15 protein-coding genes are annotated in these 14,848 nt (G+C 75.1%); 12 read left to right on the forward strand and 3 right to left on the reverse strand.

What is annotated here, in order from left to right; translation table 11 throughout:
• Positions 1-2 precede the first annotated feature (2 nt).
• From ACGFIS_RS27840 to mshC, 9 genes are all read left to right on the forward strand, one after another.
• Complete coding sequence (locus tag ACGFIS_RS27840; RefSeq protein ID WP_392904674.1) at positions 3-1,097, forward strand: hypothetical protein; 1,095 nt, start codon at positions 3-5, stop codon at positions 1,095-1,097.
• Entirely contained in the window at positions 1,094-2,221 is a 1,128-nt protein-coding gene (locus tag ACGFIS_RS27845; protein ID WP_392904672.1) for a hypothetical protein, read from the forward strand. The genes ACGFIS_RS27840 and ACGFIS_RS27845 overlap by 4 nt, the downstream gene beginning before the upstream one ends.
• The gene (locus ACGFIS_RS27850) at positions 2,218-4,119 is read left to right on the forward strand and encodes a hypothetical protein (protein WP_392973099.1); all 1,902 of its coding nucleotides are present in this window, start codon (positions 2,218-2,220) and stop codon (positions 4,117-4,119) included. Before ACGFIS_RS27845 ends, ACGFIS_RS27850 begins: the two co-directional genes overlap by 4 nt.
• Positions 4,116-4,715 (forward strand): neocarzinostatin apoprotein domain-containing protein, encoded by a 600-nt coding sequence (locus tag ACGFIS_RS27855; RefSeq protein ID WP_392904666.1) that lies wholly within the window; start codon positions 4,116-4,118, stop codon positions 4,713-4,715. The genes ACGFIS_RS27850 and ACGFIS_RS27855 overlap by 4 nt, the downstream gene beginning before the upstream one ends.
• Positions 4,712-5,350, forward strand: a complete 639-nt coding sequence (locus ACGFIS_RS27860; RefSeq protein WP_392973101.1) for a neocarzinostatin apoprotein domain-containing protein — start codon at positions 4,712-4,714, stop codon at positions 5,348-5,350. The genes ACGFIS_RS27855 and ACGFIS_RS27860 overlap by 4 nt, the downstream gene beginning before the upstream one ends.
• 113 nt (positions 5,351-5,463) lie before the next feature.
• Positions 5,464-6,228 carry an NRDE family protein gene (locus ACGFIS_RS27865; RefSeq protein ID WP_392904662.1) on the forward strand — a complete coding sequence of 255 codons (765 nt, stop codon included), beginning with the start codon at positions 5,464-5,466 and terminating at the stop codon, positions 6,226-6,228.
• A 177-nt stretch (positions 6,229-6,405) separates the two neighbouring features.
• Positions 6,406-7,452: an ABC transporter permease gene (locus tag ACGFIS_RS27870; protein WP_392973103.1), complete on the forward strand. Its 1,047-nt coding sequence runs from the start codon at positions 6,406-6,408 to the stop codon at positions 7,450-7,452.
• A gap of 6 nt (positions 7,453-7,458) precedes the next feature.
• A complete protein-coding gene (locus ACGFIS_RS27875; RefSeq protein WP_392973105.1) occupies positions 7,459-8,403 on the forward strand; it encodes an ABC transporter permease in 945 nt (314 codons plus the stop codon).
• 103 nt (positions 8,404-8,506) lie between these two features.
• On the forward strand, positions 8,507-9,757 hold the full coding sequence (mshC, locus tag ACGFIS_RS27880) for a cysteine--1-D-myo-inosityl 2-amino-2-deoxy-alpha-D-glucopyranoside ligase (protein WP_392904653.1): 1,251 nt from the start codon (positions 8,507-8,509) through the stop codon (positions 9,755-9,757).
• Positions 9,758-9,803: 46 nt separating this feature from the next.
• Here the strand turns inward: mshC and ACGFIS_RS27885 are convergent, their stop codons facing one another.
• The 3 genes from ACGFIS_RS27885 to ACGFIS_RS27895 form a co-directional block, all read right to left on the reverse strand.
• Complete coding sequence (locus ACGFIS_RS27885; protein WP_392904650.1) at positions 9,804-10,337, reverse strand: TrmH family RNA methyltransferase; 534 nt, start codon at positions 10,335-10,337, stop codon at positions 9,804-9,806.
• A gap of 111 nt (positions 10,338-10,448) precedes the next feature.
• Positions 10,449-11,297 carry a PAC2 family protein gene (locus ACGFIS_RS27890; RefSeq protein WP_392904647.1) on the reverse strand — a complete coding sequence of 283 codons (849 nt, stop codon included), beginning with the start codon at positions 11,295-11,297 and terminating at the stop codon, positions 10,449-10,451.
• A gap of 168 nt (positions 11,298-11,465) precedes the next feature.
• On the reverse strand, positions 11,466-11,924 hold the full coding sequence (locus ACGFIS_RS27895; RefSeq protein ID WP_392904644.1) for a universal stress protein: 459 nt from the start codon (positions 11,922-11,924) through the stop codon (positions 11,466-11,468).
• A 103-nt stretch (positions 11,925-12,027) separates the two neighbouring features.
• On the opposite strand from ACGFIS_RS27895, the gene ACGFIS_RS27900 reads away from it, so the two are divergent.
• The 3 genes from ACGFIS_RS27900 (at position 12,028) to ACGFIS_RS27910 (ending at position 14,804) form a co-directional block, all read left to right on the forward strand.
• Positions 12,028-12,696, forward strand: a complete 669-nt coding sequence (locus ACGFIS_RS27900) for an HAD family hydrolase (protein ID WP_392904641.1) — start codon at positions 12,028-12,030, stop codon at positions 12,694-12,696.
• A gap of 254 nt (positions 12,697-12,950) precedes the next feature.
• A complete protein-coding gene (locus tag ACGFIS_RS27905; RefSeq protein WP_392904639.1) occupies positions 12,951-13,373 on the forward strand; it encodes a hypothetical protein in 423 nt (140 codons plus the stop codon).
• A 438-nt stretch (positions 13,374-13,811) separates the two neighbouring features.
• A complete protein-coding gene (locus ACGFIS_RS27910; RefSeq protein WP_392904636.1) occupies positions 13,812-14,804 on the forward strand; it encodes an ABC transporter permease in 993 nt (330 codons plus the stop codon).
• Positions 14,805-14,848: the final 44 nt, after the last annotated feature.

Consider the following 14,848-nt stretch of genomic DNA (forward strand, 5'->3'; position numbering starts at 1 on the left):
CCATGAGACCGTGCCTCCGGATCGCCGCCGTCGCGGCGGCGGCCCTGTCCGCGACCGGTGCCGCCCTGCCGGGCGGAGCCGCCGCGGCCGGAGCCGCCGCGGCCGCCGGAGGAACCCCGCCGGGCCGGAGCATCGCGCGGGCCGCCGAACCCGCCCCTCCTCCCATGGTCCCTCCCGCGACCGGGAACGGATCGTGGTCGGTGGGGCCCGTCAACGGCAGCGGCGCGGCGGCGGCCCGGCCGGCCTTCGCCATCGAGGCGCCGCCCGGCGAGACCGTCCAGGACACCGTGCGGGTCACCAACCTGACGGACGGGCCCCTCACCTTCCGGCTCTACGGGGCCGATGCCTACAACACGCCCCGCGACGCCGGGTTCGCGCTGCGCACCGCCGGGGAACCGCGCCGCGGCGTCGGCGCCTGGATCACCCTGAAGCACGGGACGCTGAAGGTCCCGGCGAACAAGGCCGTGAAGGTCCCCTTCACCCTGAAGATCCCCGAGAACGCCACGCCGGGTGAGCACATCGGCGGCATCGTCGCGCTCAACACCGCGATCGAGAGCGTCCAGGAGAGCGGCGGCGCCCGCGTCGGCGTGCGGCGGGCCGTCGGCGCCCGCGTCTACCTGCGCGTCGCGGGGCCGCTGACCCCCGGCCTGCGGATCGGCGGGCCGGACACCGCCCGCACCGAGCCGCTGGTGCCCTACGTCCACCGGAGCCGGGGGACGATCCGGTACACCGTCATCAACACCGGCAACCAGCGGATCTCGCCCACCGCCCGCGTGTGGGCCACCGGGGTCTTCGGCCGCCGCGTCAAGCGGTGGCCCGACCGGCGCCTGCCCGAGATCCTGCCCGGCCAGCGGACGGAGATCACGGTTCCGTGGAACGGGGTCCCGCCGCTGGACGCGGTCACCGTCCGGGTCGAGCTGACCGCGGGGGACGGCCTCCGCGCCCGCGGGCAGACGCAGTTCACCGCGGTGCCGTGGGCTGCGCTGCTGGTCCTGGTCGGGACGGTGTTCGTGGTGTGGTCGGTGCTGCCCAGGCTCATCCGCCGCTGGCGGGAACGGGCCGGCCTGGCCTCCGGCGGCGAGGGGATCTTCGGATGAGAACTCTTTCCCGCGCCGCCGCGGCCGCACTGCTCGCCGCCTCGCTCGTCCCGGCGGTGCCCGCGGGCGCGTCCGCCCGCACCGGACCCGGCGTGAGCGTCGAACCCGCCCGGGCGGCCGCCGGCACCTCCGCCCGGGTGCGCGGCAGCGGATGGACGCCCGGATCGACCGTCCAGGTCCAGGTCTGCGGCGCCAGGGCCGTGCACGGGTCGGCCGACTGCGACACCGGACGGGCCGTCACCGCCATGGTCGCCCCCACCGGGGCGTTCGAGGCGGGCCTCACCGTGGGCGCGCCGCCGTCCGCGTGCCCGTGCGTCGTCCGGGTGAGCACCCTCCCGGGAGGGACGGGGATCCCGGCGACCGTCGACACGCCGTTCACCGTGCTGGGGCACCCCGTCCGGGCCATCGTCCCCGAGGTCGTGCCCGTGCGCGCCGACGTGGTCGGCGCCGAACTGGTCGGCGGGGGAGGACGGGGCGAGCTGTTCGGCGGCAAGCCCCGGCGGACGCTGGTGCTGCAGATCCGCAACGCGGGCGCCGACCCCATCGAGGACGCCCCGCTGGTGGTCGGCTGGGGTGCCGGCGGCGTCCCCGACACCCCCCTGACCGCCCCCGGGACCGGCGTGCTGAAACCCGGTGAGACGGCCACCTACCGCGTCCCCGTGGAACTGCCGCGAGCGTCGTTCGGCACCTTCGTGGTCGGCGGCCGGTACGCGGGACAGGTGCCGTTCGAAACGTCCTTCAGCACCTACCCCTGGGGTCTGCTCGGCGTGAACCTGCTGGCCGCGATGCTGCTGCTGCTCGGCATCCGGCTCGCACTGGGCCGCCGCGCGGCCCGCCGCCGGCGCCGCCGCCAGGGCGCCGTGCCCCCGGCGCCCGGGGCCGCCACCGCCGCCGGTGAGAGCCCGGCGCACCACCGGGCGGCCCCGGGTCCCGCCGGGACCGTGGAGATCGACGACCTGATCGGCTACCTGGACGCGATGACGCGGTCGCCGTCGGGCGCGTACGTGGTGGACCGCGACGCGCTCCTCGGCTACCTGGAGGAGCGGCGCGGCGGGGAGCTCCGGCAGGTCGACGTCGACGCGCTGGACCGGTTCCTGTCCTCGTCCCCGGGAGAGGCGCGATGACGGGCCCGACGACGACGCGGGCGTACGCCCGCCGCCGCGCCCCGGCCCCCCGGGCCGCCGTCGCGGGGGCCGGGGCGACGGCCGCGGCCGCGGCGGGCCCGCTGGCCGCCGGGACCGTGCTGCTGCTCGCCGACGCGCTCGGCGGCGCCGTCGGGGTTCCCGGCGACGTCGTCACCTACATCGGCCTGACCGGGCTGGTGCTCGCCTGCGCGGCGCTCCCGGCGGCCCTGTGGCTGGTCCGCCGGATGCCCGCGCCCGGCCTCGCCGCGGTCACCGGCGCCTGCGCCGCGCTCGCCGTCGCGGTGGCGGGGCTGGTCCCGGCCGTCCCCGTCTTCGCGACGGCGCTGATGGCGGCGGGGCTGCTCGGCGGGCCGCCGCTGGCCGTCGCCCGCGCCTCCGCCGCGCGGCTGGAGTCCCCCGGCGCCCTCGCCCGATGGCAGGCCGCGGCGCTGGCCGGGGTCGCCGGGGCGGCGTGGCTCGCGTCGTCCCTGTCGGGCTCGCCCCGTACCGCGCTGGTCTCCGCGGGGGTGGTGGGCGCCGTCCTCGCCGTCGCGGCCGTGCTCGCGCCCCGCGCGCAGGACCCGGCCGCGGGGGACCGCGCAGCCGCCCGCCTCCGGGACGCGGTGAAGGAACGGGACGTGCGTGCGGCGCTCCCCGCGTACGCGCTGACCGGCTGGGCGGCGGCGGTCCCGGTCGCCGCCGGCCTGCACCTGCTGACGTTCCGGTGGAACCTGGTCGCCGAGGAACCCGTCCGGCATCTGGCCTGGGGGCTGACGGCGGCCGTCGCGCTGGTCGCCGTGCTGCGGCGCGCCGCCGCCTCCGTGCGCGCCGTGCCGTGGCTGCTGCTGGCCGCGGCCGCCGCGCCGGTGCTGATGGCGACCGCGCCCGGCCCGGCCCGGCTGGCGGCGGGCTTCGCGGTGGCGGCCGCCGCCGGATGCCTGGCGGCCGCCGCGCTCGACCGGGCGGTCCTGCGGCCGCTGCCCGACGACCGGCGCCCGGCCGCCGCGGCGCTCACCGCCGTGGCCGCCGTGCTCGGCGGCCTCGCCGGATACGGCTGCGCCGCCCTCCTGCGCGAGGTGATCGCGGAGGGCTCGGCGGTGACGCTGACGGCCGTCCCGGTGGCCGCGGGCGCGGTACTGGCGGCCCGCGTCCGCGGCCCGGCCGTCGAACCGTCGTTCCTGGACGTGCGTGCCCTGTCGGTGCGGCGCACCCCGGTGCCGCTCCGCCGGATCATGGTGCGCGTGGACGCGGGCGAGTGCGTCGCGGTGTTCGGCGCCGGCTCGCGGACGCTCCTGGCCGCACTGGCCGGGAACGTCCCCGTGCGGGGACGGGTCCGGCTCGGCGGCGCCGACCTGGCGGCGGTCCCGGCCGGGCGGCGGATGCGGCTCGGGCTGTACCACCTCGCAGAGTCCGTCCCGGACACGGGCGCCAACGCGGGCGCAGACGCGGACGCGGACGGGCGGACCGTCGCCGGCCGCCTCGCCGGCCACGCCCACACGCTCGGCCACGCCGACCCCGCCGCGTCCGCCCGCGCCGTCCTGGAGGTCTTCCCGGCGCTGCACCGGCGCCGCACCGAGCCCGCGGGCGCTCTCGGCGCACCCGATCGCGACCTGCTCGGCCTCGCCGAGGCGCTGCTGACCCGCCCGAGGCTGCTGCTGGCGGACGGTGTCGCCGACGGCCCCCGCGGCGACGCGGCCGGCACCGTGCTGCGCCGCCTCGCCGCGTCCGGAACCGCCGTCGTCGTCACCGGCCGCCCGGTTCCCGCGCTCCTCGACCTGGTCTCCCGCGCCTACGTCCTCGACCGGGGACGCGTCGTCGCCGAACTCGCCCGGCCCACGCCCGACCAGGTCCGCCGGCTGCTGCCGGGGAACCCCGACGCAGGAGACGCCGCCCCGTGATCGTGCTCGCGTTCGCCGCCCTCGCGCTCTCGGCGCCCGCCGCGCCCGCCGCCGCCCCCGGCGGGGACGCGCCCGCCATCCAGGTCAGCAGGTTCACCGACCTGTCCGAAGGCGAGCGGATCACGGTGTCCGGGACGGGATTCCGCCCCGGCCTGAAGGCGGTGGCCGTCGGGCTGTGCAAGGAGGGCTACGCCAACGGCCTCACGGACTGCGACCTCGGCGGCGGGGCCACGTTCGTCAACATCGACGACAAGGGCGCCTTCACCGGGGTCACGCTCAAGGCGCACTCGAAGTTCAGCGAGATCGACTGCATGACCCGCCAGTGCGTCATCGGAGCCGCACCGCTGCCCGACACCAGCCCGCCGGCCGTCATCGAGGCCAACACCGCGATCGTCCGCGTCGGCTTCAAGGGGTCGGCGTTCAAGGGCGGCGCCGTCGCCGCCGCGCCCGCCACGGCGGCCGCCCCGGGACCCGGCACGGGCGGCCCCTCGGCTCCGCTGTGGGCCGCGACCCTCGTCCTCATCGCCGGCGCCGGTGCCGCCGCCGTCATCGTCCAGCGCCGCAACACTCCCCCCCACGCAAGGAGCACATCATGATCCGAGTCCGACGCCGTACCGGTGCCATCGCCGCGATCGCGGGTGCGTGCGTGCTGGCGCTCGCGCAGCCCGCACTGGCCGCACCGAAGATCGGCGTGAGTGAGACCACCGGGCTGAAGGCGGGCCAGACCGTCACCGTCACGGTCACCGGCCTGACCCCTGGGGAGACCTTCGTCACCCTCGGCCTGTGCGAACCCGATCCCAAGCTGCCCTCGGACTGCGCGTCCCAGGACAGCGGAGGCGCGGTGCAGGGCACCTCGAACGGCGCCGGCGAGTTCCTCACCAAGGACGGATCCAAGGAGGCGAAGATCAAGCTGGCCGCGAAGGCCGGGGACGCGACGTGCGCGTCCAAGGCGGGCGCCTGCGTCATCGCCGTGACCGCGCTCGGCGCCAACATGGACGCCAACACCGCCCAGGTCCCGCTCACCTTCACGGGTGGCGGCGGAGGCGACGACGGCGGCGGTGACGGCGGCGGAGACGGCGGGACCGGCACGGGCGCCGGCGACGGCGGAAGCCTGCCGAACACCGGCAGCCCCGACGGGCTGCCGACGTACGCCCTGGTGGCGTCGGCGATGGTCATGCTCGGCGCCGCCGCGCTGCTGATCCTGCCCCGCCGCCGCCGGGGCGGCGCGTAAAGGCCCGCCCGGCCGCCGCCGTCTCCGCCGGGCGGCCGCCTTCGCGGCGCCCGCGCGGTGGAGCAGGCACCCCCGGGGTTCTGGCGATTCGCGGCAGATGCTCCAATTGGGGCATGTGCACGGCGATCATCAGTGTCGATCCCGCCTCCCCGGTCCCCGTCCTGCTGGTCGGCGTGCGGGACGAGTTCGTCGCCCGCGACTGGGAGCCGCCCGGCCGGCACTGGCCGGACCACCCCGGGCTCGTCGGCGGGCGCGACCTGCGCGCCGGCGGCACCTGGCTCGCCGTGGACCCGGACGCGCCCCGCGCCGCGCTCGTCCTGAACGGACGCGGCCGGATGGCGCCCGAGGACGGGCGCGTGTCCCGCGGCGGGCTGCCGCTGCGGGTGGCCGCCGACGGCAAGCTCGGCCGGCCCGGCCTGCCGGCGTTCGACCCGTTCCACCTCGTCGGCGCCGAACCCGGCCGGGTGCGGCTGTGGAGCTGGGACGGCGCCGCCCTCACCGAACGCGACCTCGGCCCCGGCCTGCACATGATCGTCAACAGCGGGCTGGAGGGCGAGGGCCAGCAGGAGGGCGAGACCGAGGACGCCTACATGACGGCGCGGCTCGCCCACTTCCGGCCGCGCCTGGCCGCCGCGCCGCGTCCCGTGCCCGGCGGCGACGAGCCTGTGGAGCGGGCGTGGGAGCCGTGGCTGGCGCTGGTGAACGGCGACGGCCTGCCCCGCGCCGACCACCGGGCCCTGCTGCCCCTGCTCGACCTCGGCGACGGCCGCGTCTGGGGCACCACCTCCGTCACCCTCGTCGCGCTCACCGCCACCGGCGTCCGCTACGACTTCTCCGCCGCCCCGGGCGACGCCGCCGGCTGGACCCGCGTCCTGTAGGGCGGCCCCGGCGGCCCATGACCGTTTCGGCATCGCGGCCGCGGGACCGTGACGGTCGGTGCTACGTTGGCCACTCAATGCGATCTCCGCGGGATCGCGGGGGCCGCCCGCGGAGACCGGGAACGGCGGACGGGGAACCGGGGCCTCCACCGGACCGGGGCTCCCGGAGGCGGAGGGATGAGCGGCTACGCCGAGCCCGCTGCGCGGGAGCCGACACACCGGGGACCGGGCGGCGGCACGTCCGGCGCACCCGGCCCGGACCGGGCGGACGGGGGCGGGGCCGCGCCGCCGCGGGCCCGTCCCGCCACCGGGCCCGAACGGGTGCGGGGCCGCGGCCCGTCGCGGCTCGCCTGGGATCGGTTGAGGCGCGACCGGGCCGCCGTCGCGTCCATCGCCGTGCTGCTGCTGATCGTGGCGTTCGCGGCGCTGGCACCGCTCTGGGAGCACCTGACCGGCCACCCCTACGACGCGACGTTCCCCCGGACCGGCCTGGACGCCGACGGGCAGCCGCGCGGACCCGGCGGCGAGTTCCCGCTCGGGGCCGACCAGCTCGGCCGCGACGTCCTGGTCCGCGCCGCCTACGGCGCACGGATCTCGCTGGCCGTCGGGGTGTCGGCGGCGCTGCTGGCCTCCGTCGCCGGGACCCTCGCCGGGACGTTCGCGGGGTTCGCCGGCGGCGCGGTGGACACGCTGCTGTCGCGGCTGATCGACATCACGCTCGCGCTGCCCTACCTGCTGGTGGCGATCCTGCTGTCGACCACCTTCCAGCCGTCCTCGGTCGGCGCGGGCCTCGCCATGACGATCCTGGTGATCGCGTTCTTCTCCGCCGCGGCGTTCGCCCGCGTCATCCGCGGCCAGGTGCTGGCGCTGCGGCGGCGGGAGTTCGTCGAGGCGGCCCGGCTGCTCGGCGCCTCCGACGCGCGGATCATGGTGGTGGAGATCCTGCCGAACCTGACCGCGCCGGTCACCGTGCTGACCGCGCTGCTGGTGCCGGCGGCGATCGTGTTCGAGGCGACGCTGTCGTTCCTCGGCGCCGGGGTGCGCCCGCCGATGCCGAGCTGGGGGTCGATGCTCGGCGAGGGCGGCGACGTGTTCCAGACGGCGTGGTGGCTGCTGGCCGCCCCCGGCGTCCTGCTGCTGGCGACCACGCTGTCGTTCAACCTGCTCGGCGACGCCGTCCGCGACGCCTTCGGCCCGCGCGACCGCGCCGCCGGGGGGAGGTGAGCCGCCATGGCGCGTTTCGCCGCCCGCCGCCTGCTGCACGCGCTCATCGTGCTGTGGCTGGTGGCGACGCTGGTGTTCGTGTTCCTGCACGTGTCGCCCGTCCCGGTGGAGCGGGTCATCGGCGGGCCCCGCGCCACCACCGAGACCCTGGACCAGATCCGCGCCAACCTCGGCCTGGACCGGCCGCTCCTCGTCCAGTACTGGAGCTTCGCCGGGCGGCTGCTGCACGGCGACCTCGGCGACTCCTACATCAACGGGACGCCGGTGACGGCGCTGATCGCCGCCCGGCTCCCCACGACGCTGTGGCTGGTCGCCGGAGCGGGGATCCTGTGGTTCGCGGGCGGCGTCGCCCTCGGCGTGCTCAGCGCGGCCAGGGCGCGGAGCCTGTGGGACCGGGCCGCGACGGCGTTCGTGCTGGTGGGCCTGTCCACGCCGCCGTTCGTGATGGCGCTGGCCCTGCTGTACGTGTTCGCGACCCGGCTCGGCGAGAGCGGCATCGGCTTCTTCGAGGCCGGCCCGCCGCTGCAGGAGCACTTCCTGCGCCGGATGGTCCTGCCGTGGGCGGCGCTGGCGTTCCTGATGCTCGCCGCCTACGCGCGCCTCACCCGCGGGGCGATGCTGGACGTGCTCGGCGAGGACTACGTGCGCACGGCGCGGGCCAAGGGCCTGCCGGAGCGACGCGTCGTCGGACGGCACGGGCTGCGGCCCGCGATGACGCCCGTCCTCACCCAGTTCGGCATCGACCTGGGCGCGCTGATCGGCTCCACGATCGTCACCGAGAAGGTGTTCGGGCTGCAGGGCGTGGGCCAGCTCGTGCACCACTCCATCGCTGCCGGCGACACCCCGGTGATCATCGGGGTGACGCTGCTGGTGACGCTGTGCGTGATCGTCGCGAACCTGCTGGTGGACATCGGCTACTCGGTCCTGGACCCCCGCGTCCGCGCCACATGAGCCCGCCCCGCGTTGGCGGTCGGCCGTCCGATCCGGACGGTCCTGGACACTTACCAATGATCTCGGCGTAACCCCGCGAGCTGGGCATGGATAAGCTTTCCGTATGCGATCGTGGTCCGCCTCCGATGTCCCCAGCCTTCCCGACATGGGGCTGCCCGCCGCGGTGCGGCCGCTGAGCCTGCACGACACGGGGACGGGGACGACGCGTCCCGCGGGCCCCGTCCCCGGTGCGGTAGCCGGCGGCGGCACAGCCCGGATGTACGTGTGCGGGATCACCCCCTACGACGCGACCCACCTCGGCCACGCCAACACCTATCTCGCGTTCGACCTCGTCAACCGCGTGTGGCGCGACTCCGGCCACCGGGTGCACTACGTACAGAACACCACCGACGTCGACGACCCGCTTCTGGAACGTGCCCGGGAGACGGGGGAGGACTGGCGGGAACTGGCCGACCGGGAGATCCAGCTGTTCCGCGACGACATGACCGCGCTGCGGATCCTGCCGCCCGACCACTACATCGGCGCGGTCGAGGCGATCCCGCTGGTCATCGAGATGATCGAGAAGCTGCGCGGCCGGGACGCCGCCTACGAGGTGGACGGCGACGTCTACTTCCCCGTCGCGGCCGACGCGGCGTTCGGGCGGGTCAGCCGGCTGACCCGCGAGGCGATGGCGCCGCTGTTCGCCGAGCGCGGCGGCGACCCGGACCGCGCGGGCAAACGCGACCCCCTCGACGCCCTGCTGTGGATGGCCAGGCGCCCCGGTGAGCCCGGCTGGGACTCGCCGTTCGGCGAGGGCCGCCCCGGCTGGCACGTGGAATGCTCGGCGATCTCCGTCGAGTACCTCGGGATGACGTTCGACGTCGAGGGCGGCGGCTCCGACCTCGCGTTCCCGCACCACGAGATGAGCGCGTCCCACGCCCAGGTCGCCACCGGGGAGCGCCCGCACGCCCGCGCCTACGTCCATGCCGGCATGGTCGGCCTGGACGGCGAGAAGATGTCGAAGTCGCGCGGCAACCTGGTGTTCGTGTCGAAGCTGCGGCAGGCCGGGACCGACCCGATGGCGATCCGGCTGGCGCTGCTCGCGCACCACTACCGCGCCGACTGGGAGTGGACGCCGCGCGGGCTGGACGAGGCGCAGGCACGACTGGACCGCTGGCGCGCTTCGGTGACCCGCGCGTCCGGGCCGCCCGCCGCGCCGGTGGCCGCCGCCGTCCGCGACCACCTGGCGGGCGACCTGGACGCCCCGGCCGCACTGGCGGCCATCGACGCCTGGGCCGCCGCCGGCGGCGCCGACGAAACCGCCCCGTCCCAGGTCAAGGCCATCGCCGACGCCCTCCTCGGCGTCGCGCTCTGACCTGCCGCCGGGGACCCCTTCCGTCCGGCCGCCGGCGCGGCCGCCGTCACAGCAGGCCCGCCAGCTTGTACAGCACCAGTGAGCCGGCGACGGCCACGTTCAGGCTGCTCCCGCCTCCCACCATGGGGATCTCCACGGCCAGGTCGAGCAGGTCGAGCGCCTCACCGGGGATGCCGGACTGCTCGTGACCGAGCACCGCGACCGTCGGCACGCGCGCCGCCGGCAGGTCCGCGAGCCGGACCGCCTCGTCGGCCAGCTCCACCCCGACGACCCGCGAACCGGCGTCCCGCCGGCGCTCCAGCCAGCCGACCGGGTCGTTCACCCAGTGGACGCAGGCGGGGCGGCGGAGCGTGTTGCCGCGTGCGAGCGCGTCCGGCACCCATGAGAACCGGGGGACCGCCATGCACGCGCCGACCGCGTCGCAGGTGCGCAGAAGGGTCCCGAGGTTGGCGCCGTGCAGCGGCCACAGCGGCGCGGCGATGAGATGGTCCCAGCAGGGATGGGAACGGCGGCGCCGCTGGCGGCGCAGCTCGCGCGGGGGCCGGACCCGGATCGCCGGGCCGCCCCGGGGGCGGCTCACCGGCCCCGGGCGCCACCGCCCTCCGGAGAAGAAACGATCATTGTGAACGCACTTGGCGGCGTGCGCGGGCCATCACCGGGAAACGGACACGACCGAGTGTAACCCCGGGCCTCAGCCCCGGCCGGGATCTCTGCGCCGCAGGTAGCGCTCGAACTCGCGGGCGATCGCGTCGCCGCTCGCCTCGGGCAGCTCGGTGGCGTCCTTCTGCTCCTCCAGCGTCCGGACGTACTCGGCGACCTCGGAGTCCTCCTCGGCGAGCTCGTTGACGCCGTGCTCCCAGGCCCGGGCCTCCTCGGGCAGTTCACCGAGCGGGACGGTCACGTCGAGGAGGTCCTCGACGCGGCGCAGCAGCGCGAGGGTCGCCTTGGGCGACGGGGGCTGGGCGACGTAGTGGGGGACCGCGGCCCACAGCGACACCGTGTCGAGGTCGGCCCTGGCGCACGCCTCCTGCAGCACCCCGAGGATGCCGGTCGGCCCCTCGTAGCGGGCTGGTTCCAGGTGCAGCGCGCCGACGAGCCCCGCCTCGGACGCCGCCCCGGTCACCGGCACCGGCCGGGTGTGCGGCGAGTCGGCGAGCAGCGCGCCGAGCAGCACCACGTTGCGGATCTCCAGCTCCAGCATCAGCCCGATCAGCTCGCGGCAGAACGACCGCCACCGCATGTTCGGCTCGATCCCGTGCAGGAGGACGACGTCCTTGCCGTTCGGGAGACGCGCCCACGACACGCGGGTGGTCGGCCAGGTGATGCCGCGGGTCTCGCCCTCGGTCATCTCCACGATCGGGCGGGTGACCTGGAAGTCGTAGTAGTCGTCGGGGTCGAGTTCGGCGATGGGCACCGCTTCCCAGGTGGACTCCAGGTGCGCGATCACCCCGCTGGCGGCCTCCCCGGCGTCGTTCCACCCTTCAAAGGCGGCCACGAGCACCGGATCGACGAGTTCCGGCACGCTTTCGAGCTCGACCACGCGCTGCCTCCTTCCGACGCCCAGGTACAGCGTCACCGACGGGGGCCGTCATTCCCGGGGTCGGGGGCCCCGCTCATGATCGGTGGCTGTCAGCCTACGTCCTGCCCCTGACCTACCCCACCCTCCCGGCGGCAGACCCCCGCCCTGAACGCCCGCGGCGGAACCCGGCTACTTTCCGTCCGTCGTGTGCACGATCAGCACGTCGCAGGGGGAGCGGTGGGACAGGTTCGCCGGGACCGACCCCAGGAGCCGGCCGGCCAGGCTGTTCAGCCCGCGGTTGCCGATCACGACGAGCTCCGCGCCGCGGTCCTTGGCCAGCCTGGAGATGACGTCCACGGCATCGCCCTCGACGGCGACCTCGTCGATGTCGAGGGCGCCCGCCGCGACGGCCCGCTCCCGCGCGGCCCGCAGCGCGTCGTCGGCGGGGGTGGAACCCTGCACCTTGTAGGCGAGGTCCCCGAGCCGGTCCGCGGCGTTGGCGCGCTCCCGCTCGGGCATGGGGCTGTAGGCGGAGGCGAGCAGAAGGGTGGCGCCGGTGGCGGCGGCCAGCTGCGCCGCCCGGTCGACCGCGCGGAAGGAGGAGTCCGAGCCGTCGGTGCCGACGAGGATGGTGCGGTACGCGCTCATGCCGTTCCTTACCGGGTAGTAGTTTACTGAGGGCACGGTATCGGTCCGGTGACCCATCCGTCACCGTCTCTTTGCACACCCCGTCCAAGAAGGAAGGAGCGACGTGACCCGTGGCGGCCCGCAGGCCGTGCTGTTCGACATGGACGGCCTGCTCATCGACTCCGAGCGCGTCTGGCTGGAGGTCGAGTCGGAGGTCATGGCCTGGCTGGGCGGCGAATGGAGCCCCGCCCACCAGGAACGGCTCGTCGGCGGCTCCCTGGACATCGCCGTCCGCTACATGCTGGAGCTGACCGGCGCGGACGCCGACCCCGGGGAGGTGGGGCGGCGGATGCTGGACGGCATGGCCGAGCGGCTCGGGACCTGCGTCCCGATGATGCCCGGCGCCAAGGACCTGCTCTCCGAGATCCGCGCCGCCGGGGTCACCGCGGCGCTGGTGTCCTCCAGCCACCGGCGGCTCATCGAACCGGTGCTGGACGCGGTCGGCCGCGAGCACTTCGCGCTCAGCGTCGCCGGCGACGAGGTGTCGCGGACCAAGCCCGACCCCGAGCCCTACCTCACCGCCGCCGCCCGGCTCGGCGCCGATCCGGCCCGCTGCGTCGTCCTGGAGGACTCCCCGAACGGCGTCGCGGCGGCGGAGGCGGCGGGCTGCGTCACCGTCGCGGTCCCCGGCGTCCTGCCGATCCCGCCCGTGCCGGGCCGCGTCGTGGTCGCGTCGCTGCGCGAGGTGAGCCTGGCGACGCTGCGGTCACTGCCGCCGTTCGCCGGCGCGTGAGGGACGGCCGCCCGCCCCCGTGACGGGAGCCGCCGCCTGATACCCCCGGGGTGGTCCCTCAGGGACGGGTCACGCGGGAGGAGGAGACCGGCCCGCCGCAAACCGTCCGCCGGGAGGATCGGAAACGGCCCCGGGCGTGTGACGATGGGAGTGAAGGCTTCCATCCGGCCTGCCGCCCAGGCCGTCACCTGGCGCGGGCCGCCGAGGATGAGAGGCGTTCGGCGAGGCATCACCGTAAGGAATGAGGGGCCGGCATGACCGACACAGCCATTTTCGCGATCAGCCTCGGAGTGACCCTGGTCGGGCTGGTCATCAGCTGGGGGGTGTACCGCCGGCGCGGCGCGGGCACCGGCCTGCGCGGCGCCGCCCTGTCCCTGGTGCCGCTGGCGGCCGCGATGACGGGGGTGACGGAGTTCTTCGTCGACCTGGCGTTCAGCCCCGTCAAGTGGGCGGGCGTCGCGGTCGCGGGGCTCGCCGTGCTGCTCTACATGACCTCCGGCGCCATGATCAGCCGCCGCGCCGGCGCGGCGGGCGGGGGCAAGGCCGCCGCAGGGGAGCCGAAGGCGGCGGGGCGGTCCGCGAAGCCGAAGAGGTCGGTGGAGGGGCCCGCGCCGGGCGGCGGCGACCCGGAGATGGCCGAGATCGAGAAGATCCTGCGCGACCGCGGCATCTCCTGACCCTCCGGCCACCCTGTTCCCGCGCGACACGGCGGGCCGGGACGCCCTCGCACGACGCGAGGGCGTCCCGGCCCGCCGTTTTCCTGTTGCAAGACGCTGACCTGCGGAGAATCGATATCGGATCGGACTCGGTACGGTAAAGTTTCGCGGTCTAGACCGGCTCGGAGTGTCCGCCGGTACTGCGTGGAACGTACTATTCGGGCGATTTGTCCGATGTGGTGTCTCGGTGCGTGTTCCCCAGATGACGACGAGATCACAAGTCAGATACGGGTACTGGCGTGAGTCGGCTCACGGATGGACAGTCGTGCCCGAAGGGCTACCTTTCCCTTCAGCGAACGCGGCGCGACGCGCACGGAAGCAGCGGATGATCTCCGCCGCGGCCGGCCACGCGTCGGCGGCGTGGCCGAACCAGTGGCCTGACGGTAGGAGGTATGGAGCGTGGCCGCACCCATCGAGGTGACCGGATCCGACACCGAGGCGCAACCGGAATCGGTGCTCACCGGTGTCGACCGCAAGAAGATCCAAGGGCGCTCCCTTGGGCAGATCGCCTGGATGCGGCTCAAGCGCGACAAGGTCGCGCTCACCGGCGCCGTCGTGGTGGTCCTGCTGATCCTGATCGCGATCTTCGGCCCGTACTTCGTGCAGAACCCGCTGGCCTACCACCAGAACCTGATCGACCCGACCTACAACCGGCCCAAGTCCGGGTTCTGGCACTCGGGCATCAGCAGCGACCACTGGCTCGGCGTCGAACCGGGCACCGGCCGCGACATGCTGGCCCGCATCGTGCACGGCGCCAGGATCTCCCTGCTGGTGTCGTTCCTGGCCACCCTGATGTCGGTGGTGCTCGGCACGGTCCTCGGCATCACCGCCGGCTACTTCGGCGGCTGGGTCGACTACGTGATCAGCCGCACCATGGACGCCTTCCTGGCCTTCCCGCTGCTGCTGTTCGCGATCGCCCTGGTCGGCGTCGTCTCCGACGGAGCGTTCGGGATGAGCGGAAACGGGCTCCGCGTGTCGGTGCTCGTCATCGTCATCGGGTTCTTCAACTGGCCCTACATCGGCCGCATCATCCGGGGCCAGACGCTGTCGCTGCGCGAACGCGAGTTCGTCGACGCGGCGCGCAGCATGGGCGCCCGCAACTCCTACATTCTCTTCAAGGAGATCCTGCCGAACCTGGTCGCGCCGATCCTGGTCTACTCGACCCTGCTGATCCCGACCAACATCCTGTTCGAGGCGGCCCTGTCGTTCCTCGGCGTCGGCGTGATCCCGCCCGCCCCCTCGTGGGGCGGCATGCTCACCCTCGCCGTGCCGATCTACTCCTCGGACCCGATGTACATGATCATTCCCGGTATGGCGATCTTCATCACCGTCCTCGCCTTCAACCTGTTCGGTGACGGGCTGCGGGACGCTCTCGACCCTCGGGCCAAGTGACTCGGGTTCTATCGACCCGCCTAATTGAAGGGGTGCGCCTGCAC

The organism is Spirillospora sp. NPDC048824, assembly GCF_043198455.1.
Taxonomy (GTDB): Bacteria; Actinomycetota; Actinomycetes; order Streptosporangiales; family Streptosporangiaceae; genus Spirillospora.